Annotated in this window: 12 protein-coding genes and 1 pseudogene; 8 read left to right on the top strand and 5 right to left on the bottom strand. The window is 72.9% G+C overall.

Features of this window, described 5'->3' with window-relative positions:
- Window positions 1-38 precede the first annotated feature (38 nt).
- Entirely contained in the window at window positions 39-773 is a 735-nt protein-coding gene (locus KUM32_RS18610) for a D-Ala-D-Ala carboxypeptidase family metallohydrolase (protein WP_217143043.1), read from the bottom strand.
- Window positions 774-1,575: 802 nt separating this feature from the next.
- Complete coding sequence (locus KUM32_RS18605; RefSeq protein WP_217143042.1) at window positions 1,576-2,646, bottom strand: hypothetical protein; 1,071 nt, start codon at window positions 2,644-2,646, stop codon at window positions 1,576-1,578.
- A 179-nt stretch (window positions 2,647-2,825) separates the two neighbouring features.
- Here KUM32_RS18605 and KUM32_RS43565 point away from each other — a divergent pair.
- The 5 genes and pseudogenes from KUM32_RS43565 to KUM32_RS18585 form a co-directional block, all read left to right on the top strand.
- Window positions 2,826-3,013: pseudogene (locus KUM32_RS43565) on the top strand (acyl-CoA desaturase); the annotation flags it as partial.
- 57 nt (window positions 3,014-3,070) lie between these two features.
- Entirely contained in the window at window positions 3,071-4,309 is a 1,239-nt protein-coding gene (locus KUM32_RS18600) for a sensor histidine kinase (RefSeq protein ID WP_217143041.1), read from the top strand.
- Complete coding sequence (locus tag KUM32_RS18595; protein WP_217143040.1) at window positions 4,306-4,980, top strand: response regulator transcription factor; 675 nt, start codon at window positions 4,306-4,308, stop codon at window positions 4,978-4,980. The genes KUM32_RS18600 and KUM32_RS18595 overlap by 4 nt, the downstream gene beginning before the upstream one ends.
- Before the next feature lie 144 nt (window positions 4,981-5,124).
- Window positions 5,125-5,970: an ABC transporter ATP-binding protein gene (locus tag KUM32_RS18590; RefSeq protein WP_217143039.1), complete on the top strand. Its 846-nt coding sequence runs from the start codon at window positions 5,125-5,127 to the stop codon at window positions 5,968-5,970.
- Complete coding sequence (locus KUM32_RS18585) at window positions 5,967-8,510, top strand: ABC transporter permease (RefSeq protein WP_217143038.1); 2,544 nt, start codon at window positions 5,967-5,969, stop codon at window positions 8,508-8,510. Before KUM32_RS18590 ends, KUM32_RS18585 begins: the two co-directional genes overlap by 4 nt.
- Before the next feature lie 182 nt (window positions 8,511-8,692).
- Here KUM32_RS18585 and KUM32_RS18580 read toward each other — a convergent pair whose 3' ends face one another.
- Complete coding sequence (locus KUM32_RS18580) at window positions 8,693-9,565, bottom strand: class I SAM-dependent methyltransferase (protein ID WP_217143037.1); 873 nt, start codon at window positions 9,563-9,565, stop codon at window positions 8,693-8,695.
- 128 nt (window positions 9,566-9,693) lie between these two features.
- Window positions 9,694-10,284 (bottom strand): helix-turn-helix domain-containing protein, encoded by a 591-nt coding sequence (locus KUM32_RS18575; protein ID WP_217143036.1) that lies wholly within the window; start codon window positions 10,282-10,284, stop codon window positions 9,694-9,696.
- Window positions 10,285-10,381: 97 nt separating this feature from the next.
- Between KUM32_RS18575 and KUM32_RS18570 the strand changes: the two genes are divergently transcribed.
- Window positions 10,382-10,765, top strand: a complete 384-nt coding sequence (locus KUM32_RS18570; protein ID WP_217143035.1) for a hypothetical protein — start codon at window positions 10,382-10,384, stop codon at window positions 10,763-10,765.
- Window positions 10,766-10,893: 128 nt separating this feature from the next.
- Window positions 10,894-12,486 (top strand): MFS transporter, encoded by a 1,593-nt coding sequence (locus KUM32_RS18565; protein WP_217143034.1) that lies wholly within the window; start codon window positions 10,894-10,896, stop codon window positions 12,484-12,486.
- 165 nt (window positions 12,487-12,651) lie between these two features.
- Here KUM32_RS18565 and KUM32_RS18560 read toward each other — a convergent pair whose 3' ends face one another.
- Window positions 12,652-13,347 (bottom strand): 4'-phosphopantetheinyl transferase, encoded by a 696-nt coding sequence (locus tag KUM32_RS18560; RefSeq protein WP_217143033.1) that lies wholly within the window; start codon window positions 13,345-13,347, stop codon window positions 12,652-12,654.
- 366 nt (window positions 13,348-13,713) lie between these two features.
- Here KUM32_RS18560 and KUM32_RS18555 point away from each other — a divergent pair, with 366 nt between their 5' ends.
- Entirely contained in the window at window positions 13,714-19,632 is a 5,919-nt protein-coding gene (locus tag KUM32_RS18555; protein ID WP_308408676.1) for a beta-ketoacyl synthase N-terminal-like domain-containing protein, read from the top strand.
- The last annotated feature ends 9 nt before the right edge of the window (window positions 19,633-19,641 follow it).

Here is a 19,641-nt window from a genome sequence, read left to right as displayed (position 1 = left end):
GGAAAGCGAAAGAACTCGTGGCGACGCTGGGCGGCCAGTCAGATGCCGCAGGTGGGAGCCGACCAGTACGGTGACGGGTCGAAGGCTACGTGGGTGTGGTCGTTGTGGTCGGGGTAGCCGGGGCCGAGGATCTCCGAGAAGCCGTGGGTCCTGGACTGCTGGGCGAGCCGGCACAGGGACGGTGAGCCGACGAGGTCCGCCGCGTCGCCGTAGAGGTGACGGCTGGTGGCGGAGCCGCCGACCGCGTTGTTGCACGCGCGGGAGCGGAAGCCGCTGCTGATCGTGATCGGGACGTCGCCGAGGGCGTGGCGCATCGCCTCCAGCTTCCACATGGTCTTGAGCGCGTTGGATTTGGCGGTGGCCGCGGAGACCGCGCCGCCGGACCAGTCGGAGTTGCACTTGTTGAGTTCGGCGTAGCTGAAGTGGACGGGCGTGCAGTCGGCGTCCTGGAGTGCGTAGATCTTGCTGAAGGTCGCGGGCCCGGCGACTCCGTCCGCACTCAGTCCGTACGCGGCCTGGAACTTCTTGACGGCGGCGGCGGTCCGTGCGCCGTACTGGCCGTCGTAGGAGAGCCGTTCGCCGGACGTCACCCAGCCGGCGACCCGGATCTGGAGCTGGGTCACGTCGCTGCCGGAGGATCCCTGGGAGAGGGTGCGGTTCCAGGTGTAGCAGGAGTCGGCGTGCGCGGTACCGGCGGTGGCACCCACGCCGACCACCGCACCGGACAGGAGCATGACAAGCGAGAGAAGCAGGCGTGACGTGCGTCTGAACATCCCGGCCTCCCGACCGTTGGGTCGACAACAATCGGAGCCCAGCGTGCGGCAACGGGCTACGCGCGTCAATGGCGCACAAGGGAAGAGGAGCCGACGCTCGCGTGGCCGGCGGGAACGGCGCTTGCCCTGGTGGGAGTAACTGATTCACTAATTCCCTTTCCTTCACGGCCGTGAACAGGTCGTCGGCCAGGTGCTCGAGCGTCTCCCAACACGTCCACTCGAGCGTTCCGGCCCTGGCGTCCAGGCCCTGGGGGTCCGCACTCCGCAGGGTCTCGACAGCCAGGTGGACGACCCGGCGCACATCCTCACCGTCGAAAGCGGTGTCCGCTACACGCATGTCGAGGATCGTAACAATGCCGGTCCACGCCGAACGGCCGGTCGGCTGCCGCCCAGCGCACACCTGGACTCCGACGACTACCGAACCTCCGGTCCGGTCCGACCTCGGGGCCGAACACCCCGTACTGCCTGGCCCTTTCGGCCTTGCCGGTGATGTCCGCCCGAGGCCGACGCACAGGTCATGAGCATTGCTCCTTCCGGATGGGCTGCCCCCGGTGAGACGGCTGGCGAGGCGGTACACCACGGTCACGTCGCGGTACTCCTGCCCGGGGGCCACTCGTCGGGGCAGATTGGTCCGCTCGCTGCGGGAAACCGACTCGCGCGCTCCGGTGCCGGGGAAAGAGACCCGGGTCCGCGGCGCCCTCGCGAACCGCAGGCGGTCGCCGCGGACGACCGCGTCGAAGGAGACATCGATGGCGGGGTCCTCGGCGGAGGCCGCGGCGGCCGAGCGCGGCGGCGCTTCCGTTCATGGCGGCTCGTCGCGCTTCTCGGCACCGCGTCGCCCGGTGGGCCGCGTCGCCTTCGGCTCGTCGTCGCGCGTGCGGCGCCGCCGGGTGGCGGAGCGTCCGCTCCCGACGCCCTCGGTGCCGTCACCGGTCGGCCCGGCCGTCCGGCGTGCCGCCGTACGGCCCACAGACACGGCGCGTCCCGTCCCGTCCGCCGAGCGAGTGACGGAACCAGCGGCCGTCCCGGGCCGGTGAGTGGCCTTCCCCGCCGTCTCGTCGGCCCCGGCCGCCTCCGCGGTGCGTCCGGCGGCCCGGCCGGTCTCCCGGGCCGCGTCGCCCACGCCCTCGACAGCTGCGCCCGCCGCCCCGCCCGCCTCGCCGACGGCTTCTCCCGCGCCCCAGCCGACGTCCTCGACCGCCTCGCCGATGCCTCGCCCGACCTCCCCGACTGCCTCACCGGCGCCACCACCGACGTCCCGAACTGCGGATCCGGCCCCCATTCCGACGTCCTCCACGGCGGACCCGGTACCCCGGCCCACGTCCCGCACGGCCGACCCGGCGCCCCGGCCCACGTCCTGCACGGCCGACCCGACACCGCGGGCCAGCTGCTCCAGGATCTGCGGATTGCGGTCGATCGTGGTGAGGACCCGGTTGATGATCAGTGCGACGTTGTCCAGCCGGACCTTGAGCTGGGCCCGCGCCTCCACGCCGGAGATCCCGAGGTGAACCTGTCCGAGCGCGACGTCGGCGCCCACGTTCAGCCTCAGCAGGTCGAGCACCTCGGCCTGGAGGGAGACGCGGGCCCGCAGGTTCTCCACGTCGAGACTGATCTCGTCGACCTTGAGCTGGGGAACGTCCAGGTAGACATCGGAGTCCCGGTTCTCCGCCGGACGCTCCGCCGGCGCATCGGCGTCCTGGTCCGCGGTGCCGCTGTGGACCCCCTCGTTCCCAAGCGTCTCGGCCCGGCCGCCGTCGTAGGCTTCGTCCGCCTCGTCACCGCTGGCATCGTCCCCGTACACCTCAGACTCCTCCCCACTCTGCGCCGCGTCGTCCGTCACGTGGTCGGCACCGTTCTCTGCGTGGTGGTGCATCGGCTTAGCCTCCGCGAGCTGGCCCGGGTATTTCATCCTCTTTGAGTCAGTATGGCGCCTATGGGGCCGGTGAGACCGAGTCGGCGGGGGCGGCGGTGAGCCTCGACACCGTTCCCATGCAGTGAGCAGGAGTGAGCGACTGTCGCCGTAAGCCTGACGTCGGCAGCTGGGTATGGCCTTCACACCAGATCGAGCACCGCCTGTTCCCCAGCACGCCCCGCCCGCACCTCAGGCTCGCCCGGTCCATGGTGAAGGCCCGCTGCCGCACCTCGGCCTCCCCTACGCGCAGACCGGCCTCGTCGACTCCTGCCGCCAGGCCCTGCGGCACCTGCACGAAGTGGGAGAACCGCTGCGTGCCGACAGCTGAGGAGCCGACGCCCCGCGCCCGTCCGGACGCCGTCGCGGTGCACATAGGCTGGTGCGCATGAGCTCAGCGAAGGAGGAACGCCCGCGTGCGCTGCTCGCGGGCGCTTCACGTCCGTGGGTACGCCTGCTGCCGTGGGCCGTGGCGTTCGTGCTGTGCGTCGCCCTGCTGCCCACGACCATCGTGGTCCTCACCGCCGACTACGGCCTGAACGGCAGTGTTGCCGCCGGGCTGGCCGTCGCACAGGCCGCGCCGCTGCTGCTCGCCGTCGTACGGCCACTGCAGGCCTGGTACGTGGTCTTCGTCGCGGACGTCGCCGGCGCGCTCGTCCTGCTCACCGTCGACTTCCAGGAGCGGCTGCTGTGGCCGTTCCCGCCCATGGAGATCGTCGGGTACGTCGGCCTCTGCCTCGCCCTGGGCCTGCGCGAGCGGCGCCGGACGCTGCTGCTGGTGTGGCTGGCCACGGCGGGCGCGAACGTGGCCCTGGGATTCGCCGCGCCCCACGGCTTCGGCGCCAGGGACCTGCTGTTCACCATCCTCGGGGGCGTCGCGCTGCTGCTGGGCGGTGCGCTCCGAGAGCGGTCCGAGGTGCAGCGCAGGCTGGTCGAGCAGGAGACGATCAGCGAGGCCGAGCGGGGCCGGCGCACGCTGCTGGAGGAGCGCGCCCGGATCGCCCGCGAGCTGCACGATGTGGTGGCGCACCACATGTCCGTCATCACGGTGCAGGCGGACACCGCGGAGTACCGCCTCGACAAGCTTCCGCCGGACGCGCGGGAGGAGTTCACCTCCATCGCGGCGACCGCGCGCGAGTCGCTCGGCGAGATGCGGCGCCTCCTCGGCGTGCTGCGCAACGAGGAGGCGCACGGCGAGTTGGTGCCCCAGCCGGGCCTGGCGCAGATCGGGCAGCTGGTGGAGGCGACGGCGCGGGCCCGCGGGCCCGTGGAGTTCACCCCCTGTGACGTCGACGTGCCCGAGGCGGTGGGCCTGTCCGCGTACCGGATCGTCCAGGAGGCCCTGGCGAACGTCGTGCGGCACGCGCCGGGTGCCCGCACGCAGGTGTCGCTGTCGGTGTCGGAGCGCGAACCGGGGACGGGCGCGCGGCTGATCGTCCTGGTGGTCAACGGGCCGTCGCCGGAGCCGTCCGCCGCGCCGCTCGAGGTGGGCGGCACCGGGCACGGGCTCGTCGGTATGCGCGAGCGGGTGCGGATCATCGGCGGCAGCCTCGACGTGGGGCCGCTGCCGGACGGCGGTTTCCGGGTCGCCGCCCTACTTCCCCTGACCGGAAAGGACTTCACATGACGACGCGCGTCCTCATCGTCGACGACCAGGCCATGGTGCGGGCCGGTTTCGCCGCGCTGCTGGCCGCCCAGAGCGACATCGACGTGGTGGGCGAGGCCCCCGACGGCGCGCAGGGCGTCGAGCTGAGTCGGCGCACCCGTCCCGACGTCGTGCTGATGGACGTCCGGATGCCCGGGATGGACGGCCTGGAGGCCGCTCGCCGCCTTCTGGAGCCGCCGCCGGGTGTGACACACCGGCCGCGTGTCCTGATGCTGACCACGTTCGACGTCGACGACTACGTGTACGAGGCGCTGCGGGCGGGCGCGAGTGGCTTCCTGCTCAAGGACGCGCCGCCGGGCGACCTCATCGGGGCGGTCCGCGTCGTGGCCGCGGGTGACGCGCTGCTCGCCCCCTCCGTGACGCGCCGCCTCATCGCGGACTTCGCCAGGCAGCGTCCCGCCGCCCGGGGCAAGCCCGCGCTGCGCCTCAAGGGCCTGACGGAACGCGAGACCGAGGTCCTCACCCTGGTGGCCCGCGGCCGGTCGAACGGGGAGATCGCGCAGACGCTGGTGCTGGCCGAGCAGACGGTGAAGACGCACGTCAGCCGCGTCCTGGCCAAGCTCGACCTGCGCGACCGCGCCCAGGCGGTGGTCTTCGCCTACGAGTCGGGGCTGGTCGCCCCGGGCGAGTAGGACGGCCGCCGCCGCCCCGCCCTCCTCCACCACCCCCTACCGCGGTAGCACCTCCACATTGGCTCCCGGGTATGACGCCCGGGGCACAGCCGTCCCCGCACTCTTCACCCGTCACAGAATGTGCACGTATGAGGGAGACGGGACATGAGGCTACGCAGCGGCAAGCGACAGAAGGCGGACCACGGGCCGGAGGTGGACGACCGGCCCGAGGTCCCGGCCGCCACGCCCGGTCCCGCCGTCGAGCTGCGCGGCGTCCGGCGGCAGTACGGCCGCGGGGCGGGCACGGTGCACGCCCTCGCGGGCATCGACCTGGCCCTGCCGCGCGGAACGTTCACCGCGGTCATGGGCCCGTCCGGGTCCGGCAAGTCCACCTTCCTGCAGTGCGCCGCCGGGCTCGACCGGCCGTCGGCGGGATCCGTACGCCTCGGCGGCACGGAGATCACCGGCATGAACGAGAACGAGCTCACCGAGCTCCGCCGCAGCCGCCTCGGCTTCGTCTTCCAGGCGTTCAACCTGCTGCCGTCGCTGACCGTGGAGCAGAACGTGCTGCTGCCCATGCGCCTGGCCGGGCAGCGCCAGGACCGGCGCCAGGCGCAGGCGGTGCTCGCCCAGGTCGGGCTCGCCGACAAGGCGCGGCGCCGTCCCGGAGAGCTCTCCGGCGGCCAGCAGCAGCGCGTGGCCGTCGCCCGCGCCCTGGTCACCAGCCCCGACGTGATCTTCGCGGACGAACCCACCGGCGCCCTCGACACCGGCACCGCCGCCGAGGTCCTCGGCCTGCTGCGCGACGCCGTGGACGCTCTCGGCGCCACCGTCGTCATGGTCACCCACGACCCGGCCGCGGCCGCCTGGGCCGACCGTGTGCTGTTCCTCGCCGACGGCGCCTTCGCCGACCGCCTCGAGCGCGGCACGGCGGAGCAGATCGCGGCAAGGATGGCCCTGCTCACCTCGCGCACCCCCCGCGCCGGTGCGATGGCAGGAGCGGCGGCATGAGGCGCCCCAACGGACTCGCCCGTGAGGCCGTCCGCTTCAAACCCGCGTCCTTCGCGGGGACCTTCCTCGCGCTGCTGATGTCCGCACTGATCGTCTCGGCCTGCGGAATCCTGCTGGAGACCAGCCTGCGCGCCTCCGTGCCGCCGGACCGGTACGCGAACGCGCCGGTCGTCGCGGCGGCGGACCAGTACGAGTACGTCGTCACCGGCAGCGGCGAGGACCGCGAGAAGGAGGCGACGCCGCTGCCGGACACGGCACGGATGGATGCCGGTCTTGCGGCGAAGGCCGCCGACGTGCCGGGTGCGGCCACCGCCGTCGCGGACTTCACCTTCCCGGTGCGCGCGAGGAGCGACGATGCGGGCTCCGACGCCCGCGAGCTGCCCGTTCCGGGCGGAGTGCTCACCGCGCACGGATGGGGCTCGCACACCTTCACCGGCACCTCGCTGACCACCGGCTCCGCGCCCCGCGCGGGCGAAGTCGTGCTCGACGCGGGTACGGCCCGCGCCGCGCGGGCCGCCGTCGGCGACACCGTCGTGCTGGAGACCGCCGCCGGGCAGCGGGACTTCCGCGTCGCCGGCGTCGCCGAGGCAGGCCCCGCGGACACCGCCCGGGACTCCGGCGAGGCGGGCGCCCTGATCTGGTTCGCCGACACCCAGGCCCCCACGCTCGCCGGGCACCCCGGCAAGGCCGACGCCGTCGTCGTGCTGGCGGAGCACGGCACCGGCACCGACGCCCTCGCCGCAGCCGTGAAGCAGGCCCTGGCCGGCTCCGGCGCCCAGGTCCACACCGGCGACGACCGCGGCGCCGTCGAGGACCCGGGCCTCGGGTACGCCAAGGTGACACTCTTCGGAATCGGCGGCTCCTTCGGCGGCATCGCCGCCATCGTCGCGGTCTTCACCGCCGCCGGAACCGTCGCCCTCTCGGTCGGGCAGCGCTCCCGCGAGTTCGCCCTGCTGCGCGCCGTCGGCGCCACCCCGCGGCAGGTCCGCCGCGCGGTCGCCTCCGAAGCACTGCTCGTCGCGCCGCTCGCCGGGATCATCGGCTGCCTGCCCGGCATCGGGCTCGCGCACTGGTGGTTCGGGCAGCTCCAGGACCGTGGTGCCATCCCGCGCGCCGTGGACCTGCACGTCTCCGGGCTCCCGCTGCTCGCCGCCGTCGTCATGGGGTTGCTCACCGCGCTCGGCGCAGGCTGGATCGCCGGGCGCCGGCCCGCGAAGATCAAGCCGGGACAGGCGCTGTCGGAGGCGTCGGTGGAGCGGCTGCGGCCCGGCCTCGTCCGTACCGTCCTCGGCGTCGGCGCCCTCGTCGGTGGCGCGATCCTCACCGGCGTGTCCGCCCGCTCCGCCGGAGACGACGCGGCCGGCGCCGCCCTCGGCGTCGTCATGCTCTTCATGCTCGCCGTAGGGCTGCTCGGCCCGCTGGTGGCACGGCTGTGCGCGGGCCTGTTCGGCCTCCCGCTGCGCGGCGCGGGCCCGGCGGCCGAGCTCGCGGCCGCCAACTCCCGTACCAACGCCCGCCGCCTCGCCTCCGCGATCACTCCGATCGTGCTCGCCGTGGCCTTCTCCTCGACCCTCGTGTTCATGCACACGAGCGAGACCCACGCCGCCGACAGGCAACTGCGCGCGGGCGTCACCGCGGACCACGTGGTGACGGACCCGGCCGGGCTCCCGGTGGACGCGGTGGCCCACGCCTCCCGCGCACCGGGGGTGGAGGCGGCCGTCGGGCTGCTGAACACGCAGGTGCTGGTGCCGACCGGCTCCGGCGAGTTCACGTCGCTCCAGGGCGCGGCCACCCAGGGCGTCACCGGCTCCGGCGCCGGTCTGGCGAAGGTGCAGGACCTGGACGTACGCGAGGGCAGCCTCGACCGGCTCGGCAAGGGCCGTATCGCCATCGACAGGACCCTGGCGACGTCGGCGGACGCCGGCGTCGGCGACCGGCTCCCGCTCTACCTTCCCGACGGGACGAAGGCCAGCCCCGAGATCGTCGCGGTCTACGGACGCGGCCTCGGCCTGGCCACGGTGACCATGGACCGGGCGTCCCTGGCCGGGCACGTCACCTCGGGCTTCGACAGCACCCTGCTGGTACGCGGCGGCTCGGAGAAGTCGCTCACCGCCCTGGGCGAGGTCACCGACGCCTCCGGCTACGCCACCCAGCAGAACCTCGACGCGAGGACGGGCGCCTGGATGAACAACACCATGGCGGCGGTCCTCGGCGGATTCGCCGCCGTCGCCGCGGTCAACACCCTGGTGATGACCGTCCTGGACCGCCGCCGCGAGTTGCGCACGCTGCGCCTCGTCGGCTCCACCCGGCGTCAGGTGATGACGATGCTGCGCTGGGAGGGCCTGCTGGTCTCCGTGGTGGGCGTGGTCCTCGGCTCCGCGATCGCCGCGGCCACGCTGATCCCCATGATGAACGGCGTGACCGGTGAGGCGCCGTACGTGCCCCCGCTGATGTACGGATCCTTCGCGGTCGCCGCCGGCGGCCTGGCCCTGCTCGCGGTCACGCTGCCGGCCCGGGCTGTGCTGCGCCGCTGGTCGTAGCGGAGGCGTACGGGGCGGGCAGCCGGCGTGGTACCGGCTCCCGCCCCTTCCGCAAACGGCCGGCGGAGTATCCGGAGACCGCATCCCACGCCCCCCGACTGGGACGCGGGCCCTGCGCCGGATCAGTTCCCCGCCCGTGGGCTCGGAGGCGGGCCCGTCCTGGCGGGAGGAACCGTCCGTGGTCAGACGCGCCGGGCGGCCCAGACGGTGCGCTCGGTGCGTACCGTCAGGTCGTCGCGGCGCAGGATGCTGTGAGGGCTGCTGGTGTCGAGGAGCTGGTCCAACGCGGTGAGGTCCGCGGCGGAGAGCCCGTCTGCGACGACGCTGCGAATGCGCTGCAGGATGCCGGTGGCGTAGCGGCCCATCGCTTCGCTGCGCGAGCCTTCGAGGTTCACGGCGATGGTGCGTTCGCCCTCGACGGTGAATCCGGCGTCGGTCAGCATCGGACCCCAGTCGGCGCCGCGGTGGGGCAGGTGTTCGGCCTGGCGGCGGTCGGCTGCGGCGTGGACCCGCTCCTCCAGGCCGGGCCTGTCCTCGGGGGCGTTCTCGGGCAGGAAGCGGGGATGGCCGGCCAGTTCGACGACGGCGAACAGGCCGCCGGGCGCGAGCGTGTCGTGGACGGTCCGCAGTGCGCGGTCGGGGTGGGCCATGTGGTGCATCGAGGCCGACGCCCAGACCAGGTCCGGTGAGCCGAGGTCGGGCCAGGCGTCGTCGTCGAGGTCGGCCTGCACCGTACGTACGCGCTCCTGGACGCCACGGGTGCACGCCTTGGTGCGCAGGCGCTGCAGGTGTTCGGCGGAGGCGTCGACGGCGGTGACGTGCGCGTCGGGGAAGCGGTCCAGGAGGGCGAAGGTGCCCGCACCCGTGCCGCAGCCCAGGTCCACGATGTGGTGCGGGGCGGTCCGCAGCGGCAGCCATGCGGTGATGGAGGCGGTGTGCTCGGCGAGGACCTCGGCGTCCAGGTCGAGGATCTCCGCCTGGCCGTTCATCGAGTGCTCGTGGTGGTGACCGTGAGAAGCACCGTGGTGGGAGGTGTCCGTATGGGCGTGGTTCATGCTCTTCACATTAAGAGGGGCATGCGCCTGCGGCACGAAGCCTCCCACTCTACGCAAGATGATGACCGAGAGCGCTGCCCGACGCGCAAGATGCCACTGCCAGGGGAGGCCGGCGGGCCGCCTCGCGGTCACTCGGGAGCGCCCCGGGTGTCGTCGCCGCCGTCGCTCTGGTGGCCGCGGCGGGCGTCGCGGTCGAAGATGCCCAGGATCTCGCAGGGCCCGCCGTCGGCGCCGATCGCGTGCGGCATCATCGTGGGGAACTCGGCGGCCTGGTTGGTCTCGAGCCGGAAGCGGCGGTGGCCGAGCATGAGGATCGCCGTGCCGGACAGCACGACGAGCCATTCGCGCCCCGGGTGGGCGCGCATGCGCGCCGGATTCTCGGGGGGCGGTTCGGTCATGCGCTGGCGCACCACGCTCATCCCGGGGTCGGCCTTGACGGCCCAGCGCATCCGGCCGTGGGTGCTGTCGATCGTCGGGCTGGTGACGACGTCGTCGGTGGCGGTCTCCACGAGCTGATCGAGCGTGGTGTCCAGGGCGCGGGCGAGGGTGACCAGTTGATCCAGTGCGAGGCGGCGTCGGCCGTTCTCGATGCGGCTCAGCGAGGACTGGCTGAGGTGGGCGCGGGAGGCCAATTCCTCCAGGGACCAGCCCTGCGCCACCCGCAAGGCACGGATGCGTTTGCGTACGAGGCTGTCCAGATCCCCATCTTCTTGCGTCATGGGCAACAGTGTATGCCTCCACGGCAAGACCGGCTTAGCGTCGTGTGCGGATGGTCCGCGACATCCGGGACCAGTGGACGAGGAAAGGCAGGAGGCCATGGCTGTGACGACTGTCGACACCCCGGTGCAGGAGGTCGTCGGCGACGAGGACGGCACCCTCGCCGGCGCACGCCTGACCCACGGCCGGGTCGTGGCCCGCAGCCTTCTCGCGGTCGCCACCCGGATGGAAGCCCGCGCCGAGGGCCTGGACGGTCCGAAGCTGCCGATGCGGGACCTGCCCGACAGCACGGGCCGTGGCATCACCACCGGCAGGGCGGGCAGCACCGAGGTGCCGGGCGTGCGGGCGGCGGGCGAGGCCACCGACCTCGCCGCCCAGGTCGGCGCTTCCACGGTGGCCGGCGCCCACACCGACAGCGCGCCGGCCATCGCAGACACCGAAGCGGGCCTCGCCGCAGCCCAGGGCGACACTCCCGCCCTCTGACATCCCGGCGCGGCACCGGCCGCCGCACGCCCTCGACGCGTGCGGCGATCCGCGCCCCGCCCATCCCCCTCACCCGGCGGCCGGCCCTGCTCCGGCGCCGACTCGGCATGCCCTTACGAGAGGAATCCATGAGTACCAACCAGCCCGTCCCGGTCACGCAGGCCGACGGCCGGGGCGTCCCCGACGCGCGTCAGCTCCGCACGATCCTGACCGCCGTCTCCGTCGCCCTGATGGCGGTCATCGCCTCGGTGACCGGGCTGAACGTCGCGCAGACCCACATGGCCGTGGAATTCGGCGCATCGCAGAGCACGATCCTGTGGATCATCAACATCTACACCCTGGCCCTGGCCGCGCTGCTGCTGCCGCTCGGCGCCCTCGGCGACCGCCTGGGCCGCAAGCCGATGCTTGTTGCCGGACTGGGCGTGTTCGGCATCGCCACCGTGGTCGCGGGGCTGGCCCCGACGGCGGAGGTGATGCTCACCGCCCGCGTGGCCAGCGGCGTCGGCGCCGCCATGATCATGCCCATCACGCTCGCCGTCATCACCTCCACCTTCCCCGAGGAGCAGCGAGGCAAGGCGATCGGCGTGTGGACCGGTATCGCCGGAGGCGGCGGCATCCTGGGCATGTTCCTCTCCGCGCTCCTCGTCGACGTCGCCGACTGGCGCTGGCTGTTCGTCCTGCCCGCGGTCCTGGTCCTCGTGGCGCTGGCCATGACGCTGAAGTCGGTTCCCAACTCCCGCGAGACCTCGGCCCGTCGGTTCGACACCATCGGCGCGCTGGTCTCCGTCTTCGCCGTGGTCGGTCTCATCTTCGTCCTGCAGGAAGGCCCCGAACGCGGCTGGACCGCGCCCGAGACGCTGATCGGCCTGACCGTCGGCCTCATCGCCACCGTCGGTTTCGTGGCCTGGGAGCTGCACCGCCGCGACGCCTCCCTGCTGGACGTGCGCCTGTTCCGGGAGCGGGGACTGTCGGGCGGCTCGATCACGCTGCTGGTGGTCTTCGGTGTCCAGGCGGGCATCGGCGTGGTCCTCTTCCCGTTCTTCCAGGCCGTACTCGGCTGGTCGGGCCTGCTGTCCACGGTCGCGATGATGCCCATGGCCCTCGCGATGATGACGGCCTCCGGCCTGGCCCCCAAGCTGGCCGCAGGGATCGGCGCACGGTGGACCATGGCCGTGGGCATCGCACTGGCAGGCGTCGGCACGGCGCTCATGGCGCTGTTCGTCTCCGTCAGCGGGGGCTACCTGCCCGTCCTGCCCGGCCTGCTCGCCATGGGCGTCGGCATGGGCCTGTCGATGACCCCGTCCACGGAGGTCATCACCGCCTCCCTGCCGCGGGAGAAGCAGGGTGTCGCCTCCGCCCTCAACGACGTCACCCGCGAATTCGGCACCGCACTCGGCGTCGCCCTGCTCGGCGCACTCGTGTCCGCCGGCTACCGCAACGCCATCGACGACAGGCTGCACGGCATCCCCCGAGGCGCCGCGGACACCGCCCGGGAGGGCGTCGCCAACGCCGTTGAGGTGGCGGGCAGCACCGGACCACACGCACCAGACGTGCTCCACGCGGCGCAGCAGTCATTCGTCGACGGCTGGCAGCAGGCCATGTGGGCAGGCTCCGTCATCATGGGCGTCCTGTTCGTCCACATCGCCCTCCGGGGTCCGAAGAACGCCCCCTCCGCGGTCGGGGACGAGACGGACCCCGCTGAGGCTGTCTCCGCCGGCTGACCACGCGCCTGTGACAACCATGGTTCCAACTCCGCGATCGGAAACCACAGTTGTCACAGCGGCTTCGATCACGGTCCCACTCGGTCGGTCAACGACCTGGTCAAAGCTTCGAAGGCGGCCACGATGACGCGGGGATTCTGCGGCGCGGCCGGCTGATGGGGGCCGTCATGCCGGCCATGGCACGGTGACGGCGGTGACGACGTGCCGGGCGTCACCTCCGGCGTTCCAGCGTCCGGTGAACCGGCTGATCCGGTCTCCGGCGACGACCGGTCCGGGCACGGTCAGGTCGGCCGTGAAGGTGTGATGTTCCGGATCGGGAGTGATGAGGCATTCCGTGAAGTCCAGCCAGCGGCCGGTCAAGGGGAACCACGCCTTGTAAACGCTCTCTTTCGCGCTGAACAGCAGCCGGTCCCAGTGGATGTGAGGGTGGGTGACGGCCAGCCGGGCCAGGGCCATCCGCTCCTCGGGCAGCGCGGTCAGCTTTTCCACACCGTCGGGCAGAGCGGCGTGCGGCTCGGCGTCGATGCCGATCGAGGCCAGCCTGCCGCGGCGAGCTACCGCCGCCGCTCGGTAGCCGTCACAGTGCGTCATGCTGCCGATCACCCCGTCCGGCCACTGCGGTGCGCCCTTGGGGCCCGGCAGGATCGGTCCGGGGGGCACTCCGATCCGTCTCAGCGCGGTGCGTGCGCAGAGACGGACGGCGGCGAACTCGCGGCGGCGCTTGTCGACTGCGCGGGCCACGACGGCTTCCTCCTGCGGGTGCAGGTCGATGTGCGGTGGGTCGGTGAACAGCTCGGAAACGGCGACACCGGACGGCAGGAGCGCGTTCAGCGATCCGGCGTCGCCGGCTTCGGTGGTCATGAGTGACGATCCGCTTGCACGGTGTGAAGAATGTCGCACATCTCGTCCACTGCGTCCTCCAGGTTCGACTCGCGAGGCGGGTGGTGGGGACCCGGCATTCTCCGGTGTGTGCTGCAGGAGTGACCGTCTCGACCCGTTCCCCGGGCGGTAGTGGATCACGCTTGCCAAGGCGCTAAGTCCTCACAAGGCGCTGTAGACGGGAGTGATCCACTGGGCTACGTTCTGCATTCGACGGATGACACGGGGGAGTTTTCTGATGCAGACGAGTGTGAGTTCTGGCCCGTTATATCACCGAATACGGGGGCATGGCAGGCGGCAGTGCGGCCACGCGCAGTTCCCCGGTCACCACCCCTCCGGTTCTGCCTCGTGACCGCCCGGCACGTGGTGCTGGGCCTGCCGACGCTCGCCACCGGTGGCCTCTCCGAGAACTGGCTGTTACGCGAGTCCGGCGACCTCCACTGGTCGTTGATCGGTGAGTACTTCGGCACCTCGGTCAACAAACTCGCCGACGCCGACGGCACCCGGTTGCTCCCGGCCTTCGTCCGGGTCCGGCACACCGCGAGCGCCTCGCTCGCCTCCTTCGCCGAGCTCGACGAAGGCGAGATGAGCGGTGAACTGACCCGACTGGACGACCGGCGGTTCCTGTCCGACATCCGGTTCGCCACCGGTACGGCACACGTCGACGTCCGGCTGCTCACCGTCTTCGTCCGCCGCTCGGACCGCAACTGGCTGGTTCCCGGCGTGCCACAGCTTCCCGGCTGCCTGCCGGCCCGTGAGCCGGACGCCGGCCAACTGGCCTTCCTCCACGACTTCCAGGAGCGGAGCGGGCGCCACGTCGAAGGTCCCGGGTTGCACACCGAGCGTTACGAGCTCAACCCGGTCGTCGACGTCAACGCCCTCGGCCTGCTCTACTTCGCCTCCTACCCGCACATCAACGACCACGGCGAGCGCCGGTACCTGCACTCGCTGGCGCCAGGCGGTGAGTGGGCCACCGAGGCCGCCACCGTCAGCCGCGACGTCGTGTATCTGGCGAACTGCGGCGCCGAGGACACCGTGCGATACCGGCTCGACGACCTGCGCCTGGAGGACGGTCACCGAGCGGTGCTGACCTCGACGTTGCTGCGCGAGGGTGACGACAGGCCGCTGGCCCGGATCGAGACGGTCAAGGCACTGCGCGGGCCCAGCGTGTTCGGCGGGCTCTGGGGTGACGCAGCCACCCCCCGCGCCGCGACGGCCCCGCCGGCCCCGGTGCCCGTGACCGACGACCTGGACACGGTGCTGCTGCCGCTGCTGGAACGGGCGCTGGGCCGCCCCGCCGGCTCCCTGACCACCGACGACGACCTGCGGCGGTACGGCCTGGACAGTGTCGCGCTGGCCGAGGTCGTGGCCCTGGCCCACGACGAGCATGGCCTGCAGATCGATCCCAGCGCCATGTTCCAGGCCTTCACCGCCGCCGCCATGGCGCGGGTGATCCGCGGCGAAGACCACGAGTCGCGACCGGATGCCGCCACGGCCGCACCGAAGCCGGACGCCTCGGCGCCGATCGCGGTGATCGGCATGGCCGGACGCTTCCCCGGGGCGGACAGCGTGGGTGAACTCTGGGACCTGCTCGGCCGCGACGAGGACGCGATCCGCGACATCCCGATCGACCGGTGGGACAACGCCGCGCACCCGGATCTGGTGGGACGGGCGGCGCTGCTCGACGACATCCGCCGCTTCGACCACGAATTCTTCGCCATCAGCCCCCGCGAGGCCGCGCTGATGGACCCCCAGCAGCGACTCATGCTCGAGGTGGCCTGGGCGACGGCCGAGGATGCCGGACAAGATCCCACCACGCTGGCGGGCAGCCTGACCGGCGTCTTCACCGGGGTGTGCCACTCCGACTACGCCACCGTGCTCGCCGAGCACGCCGGGCGCGACGAACCGCACCTGAGCGTCGCGGTCTCCCCGTCGCTGGTGGCCAACCGGGTCTCGTACGCCCTGGGCCTGCGCGGCCCGAGCGTCACCGTGGACACACTCTGCTCGTCGTCGCTGGTCGCGGTCGCCCAGGCCGTCGCGGCGCTGCGGGCCGGAGAATGCGACCAGGCCTTCGCGGGCGGCGTGAACGTGCTGTGCGACCCGGGACGGCACGCGGCCTACCAGCGGGCCGGCGTGCTGAGCCCGCGCGGCCGCTGCCACACGTTCGACGACGGCGCCGACGGCTACGTCCGCGGCGAGGGGGCGTGCGCGTTGCTGCTCAAACCCCTCGACCGGGCCCTCGCCGACGGCGACCAGGTGCACGCGGTGATCCGCGAGGTGGCGGTCAACCACGGCGGACAGGCGCAGTCGTTCACCGCGCCCAACCCGGAGGCCCAGGCCGACCTGCTGGTCAGCGCGTACACCACGGCGGGCGTCGACCCCGCCACCGTCGGCTACATCGAGGCGCACGGCACCGGTACCCGGCTGGGCGACCCGATCGAGGTGTCGGCCATGGCGGCGGCGTTCCGCCGGCTGTACGCCCGCAGTCAGCACCCGATGCCGGACACGCCGCACTGCGGCATCGGATCGATCAAGACCAACATCGGTCATCTGGAGGCCGCCGCCGGCATCGCCGGAATGATCAAAGTCATTCTCGCGATGCGCCACCGGACCCTGCCGGCCACCCGCAACGTACGCCGGACGAACCGCATGATCAACCTGTCCGGGTCACCGCTACGGCTCCAACTGGAACAGGCCGCGTGGAAGCCGCCGCCCGGCGGCGGCCCACGCCGGGCCGGGGTCAGCTCGTTCGGCATGGGTGGCACGAACGCGCACGTGGTCCTGGAGGAGGCACCGCCGGCCGCCGAGGCGCTGCCGTCCGGCCGGGTGGCGGTGCCGGTGTCGGCCCGTACCCCGCAGGCCCTGCGGGACGCGCTCGTCGCGCTGCTGAACGTGGTGCGGTCACCGCAAGCGCCCCCGCTCGCCTCGATCGCTCGGACGATGAGCACCGGCCGGGCCACGCTGGCCTGCCGCGTCACCGTCACGGCGGCCGACCTCGACGAGCTCGCGGACGCGCTGGCCGCCGCCGTCGATGCCGAGCCGCTCACCGTCGACGCCGAGCCGCTCGCCGACGCCGCCGGGATCGAGGACCCGGTGCCGGCTGCCCCCGTCGTGTCGCTGCCGACCTACCCGTTCCGCCGCTACCAGCACTGGGCGGCGCCCACGGCCGCCCCTCAGTTCCTCACCGCGGCCTGGCAGGACGCGCCGCCACCCACGCCTGCTCGGCGCGGCCGCTTCCTGGTCCTCACGACGGACCCGGACCTGGCGCCGACGCTGTTCGGCGCCGACGCCGTCGCGCATCGCCCCGGCGATCCGCTGCCGGCCGTGCCCGGCCTGGCCGGCGTCGCCGATCTGGTCGACTGGAACGAACCGGGCGCGCTGGTCACCGAGCGGATCGAGGCGCTGCGCGAGGTGCTCGGCCGGTATCCGCGTACCGGACTGCGCTGCCTGCACGTCAGCGGCGCCCGCCGCTCGGCGCCGGCCGGCTTCTACCGCGCCGTCTCCGGAGAACTGCCCACGGTGGTCTCCCGTACCGTCCGGGTCGACGGTGACGACGCGGACCTGGCCGCCGCGGTCGCGGCCGAGAGCACGGCCGACGACCAGGAGACCGAGATCCGCTACACCGGCTCCCGGCGGCGGCGCCGCGTGGCCGGGTTCGCCCAGCCCGGCGACTTCGACCCGCTGACCGGTCTGGACCGGGGCGCCGTTGTGATCACCGGGGGCGTCGGCGGAATCGGCCTGCGCCTCGCCGAGCACCTGGCCGACCGTGGCGCGCGGCACCTCGTCCTGATCGGCCGCTCCGAACTGCCTGCCCGCAACCGATGGGCGTCCCTGGTCGCCGAGTCGTCGACCGACCCGCAGCTGCGTGCGCGCCTCACCGCACTGCTGGCCCTCGCCGCCCGGGACGTGAAGCTTTCCGTCCACACACATGCGCTGAACGAGGTGGTCACGCTGCGCCGGCTGATCAACCGGCATCGAAGCCGTGCCGGCGGGATCGCGGCCGTCTTCCACTGCGCGGGAGTCATGCACCAGCCCCGGTCGTTCCTGGCCAAGACGGCCGGCGAGATCGGTGACGTGCTGCGGCCCAAGCTCGCCGTCGAGACACTGTGGGCGGCGTTCGGCAGCCGTCCGCCGCGGCTGATGGTGTTGTTCTCCTCGATCGCGGCCGGGCCGCCGCGGCTGGCCGGGGGCCATCTGGACTACGCCGCGGCCAACAACGTCCTCGACGACTTCGCCGAGGCGCACGCGGAGGAGCCCGGGTGTGTGGTCCGGTCGCTGCGGTGGCCGCTCTGGCGGGACGTCGGGATGGGCGAGCGGCGTACCAGCGCCGGGACCGAGCTGGGCATCCCCGACCTGGCGGAGGCCGACGCGCTGCGCCTGCTCGACCTGGCGCTGCGGGTGCCGGGCGAGCCGGTACTGCTGCCCTGCCTGACGCGCCGGACGACGGTGCCGGCCGACGAGCTGTTCCGGGCGCCCCGGCGTGCCCCCGAGGCGGCCCCGGCGCCGGTCACCGCCCCGGCGGACGGGCCGGAGCCGGACGACATCGACTGGCTGGCCGACGTGGTGGCCCGGACCACGCGCACCGACCGGTCCCTGCTGCGGCCCGACACCAACCTCGTCGACCTCGGCGTGGACTCGTTGCTGATGGCCGAGCTGGTCCGCGATCTCGAGGCGGCGCTCGGCGACGTCGTGGATCCCAGCCTGCTCCAGGAGCATCCGACACTGGCCCGGCTCGCCGCCGCCCTCACCGACGGAGGAGTGCGCGCCCCGGCCGCCGGCCCGGTGGAGTCCGCGGCGCCGGCACGGACGCCCGCCGCGGACGGCACGCCGATGCGGATCGCCGTCATCGGGATGGGCTGCCGGCTACCCGGCGCCGCCGACCCGGGGCAGCTGTGGCAGACACTGCTCGCCGGGCGGGACATGGTCGGCGACGTGCCGGCGGACCGGTGGGACACCACGGCGCTCTACCGGCCGGACGGCGGCCCCGGGTTCAGCCAGAGCCGGTGGGGCGGCTTCCTCGACGACGCCGCCCTGTTCGACCCGGGCTACTTCGGCTTCGACGACGAGACGGCACGGCAGCTCGACCCGCTGGTGCGCAAGACGCTGGAGGTCGCCGTCGAGTGCGTCCGCGACGCCGGGTACACGGACGAGGAGTTGCGCGGCCGCCGGGTCGGCGTCTTCGTCGGCGGCCGGACCGGCAACCACCGCGCATACCTGCGACCGCTGACCCGCGAGTCCATCGTCGGCATCAACCAGAACTACATCGCGGCGCACGTGTCGCACTTCCTCGACCTCGCCGGGCCGAACCTCGTGGTCGACAGCGCGTGCTCGTCGGCGCTGGTCAGCGTGCACCTGGCGGCGCAGAGCCTGATGCTGGGCGAGTCCGACATGGCGCTGGCCGGCGGCGTGGACCTGCTGCTGGACGAGGAGCCGTACCTGATGCTCAGCGCCGGCAAGGCGCTGTCACCCACCGGACGCTGCCGCACCTTCGACGAGTCCGCCGACGGCTTCGTCCCGGGAGAGGGCGCCGGGCTGGTGATGCTGAAGCGTCTCGACGACGCCGAACGCGACGGCGACCGGATCCTCGCGGTCATCGAAGCGTCCGGTGTCAACAACGACGGCCGCACGATGGGCCACACCACCCCGAACGGGCACGCCCAGCGGGCGCTGATCACCGACGTGCTCGCCCGCGGCGGCATCGACGCGCGCACCATCGGATACGTCGAGGCGCACGGCACCGGCACGATGATCGGCGACCCGATCGAGTTGCAGGCGCTGACCGCCGTCTACCGGCAGCACACCGGCGACCGGGAGTACTGCGGGATCGGCAGCGTCAAGAGCTCGATGGGCCACCTGCTCAGCGCGGCCGGGATCGCCGGCTTCATCAAAGCCGTGCAGACGCTCCGGCACGGGCTGATCGTCCCGACCCTGCACTGCGAGCGGCCCAATCCGCGGTTCGCGTTCACCGAGTCACCGTTCTTCCCCGCGCGGACGACGACCGAGCTGCCCGCCGGCAGCCGCGTCGCGGTCAGCGCCTTCGGATTCGGCGGCACCAACGCCCACGTCGTACTCGGCCCCGGCGCGCCCGAGGGGACCGGCCGGGGTCCGCTCCCGCCACCGGAGTACCGGCGTCGCCGGTACTGGCCTCGCCTTGCCGAGATGCGCACGAGTCCCGCCCGCCCCGCCGCCGGACCGGTCCGGTCGGCGCGCCTCGATCTCACCGTCACGCCGGTCGCGGCCCCCGCGCTCGACCGTTCCCACCGCTGAGCTGCGACC

This window comes from Streptomyces sp. AC627_RSS907, from assembly GCF_019049165.1.
Note: the sequence above shows the minus strand (reverse complement) of the source record. Positions and strands in the feature narration are given on the sequence as shown.

What these genes read in the sequence shown, in the direction of transcription:
- KUM32_RS18610 (WP_217143043.1), bottom strand. Translation starts at nt 773, where the DNA reads ATGTTCAGACGCACGTCACGCCTGCTTCTCTCGCTTGTCATGCTCCTG.
- KUM32_RS18605 (WP_217143042.1), bottom strand. Translation starts at nt 2,646, where the DNA reads ATGCACCACCACGCAGAGAACGGTGCCGACCACGTGACGGACGACGCG.
- KUM32_RS18600 (WP_217143041.1), top strand. Translation starts at nt 3,071, where the DNA reads ATGAGCTCAGCGAAGGAGGAACGCCCGCGTGCGCTGCTCGCGGGCGCT.
- KUM32_RS18595 (WP_217143040.1), top strand. Translation starts at nt 4,306, where the DNA reads ATGACGACGCGCGTCCTCATCGTCGACGACCAGGCCATGGTGCGGGCC.
- KUM32_RS18590 (WP_217143039.1), top strand. Translation starts at nt 5,125, where the DNA reads ATGAGGCTACGCAGCGGCAAGCGACAGAAGGCGGACCACGGGCCGGAG.
- KUM32_RS18585 (WP_217143038.1), top strand. Translation starts at nt 5,967, where the DNA reads ATGAGGCGCCCCAACGGACTCGCCCGTGAGGCCGTCCGCTTCAAACCC.
- KUM32_RS18580 (WP_217143037.1), bottom strand. Translation starts at nt 9,565, where the DNA reads ATGAACCACGCCCATACGGACACCTCCCACCACGGTGCTTCTCACGGT.
- KUM32_RS18575 (WP_217143036.1), bottom strand. Translation starts at nt 10,284, where the DNA reads ATGACGCAAGAAGATGGGGATCTGGACAGCCTCGTACGCAAACGCATC.
- KUM32_RS18570 (WP_217143035.1), top strand. Translation starts at nt 10,382, where the DNA reads ATGGCTGTGACGACTGTCGACACCCCGGTGCAGGAGGTCGTCGGCGAC.
- KUM32_RS18565 (WP_217143034.1), top strand. Translation starts at nt 10,894, where the DNA reads ATGAGTACCAACCAGCCCGTCCCGGTCACGCAGGCCGACGGCCGGGGC.
- KUM32_RS18560 (WP_217143033.1), bottom strand. Translation starts at nt 13,347, where the DNA reads ATGACCACCGAAGCCGGCGACGCCGGATCGCTGAACGCGCTCCTGCCG.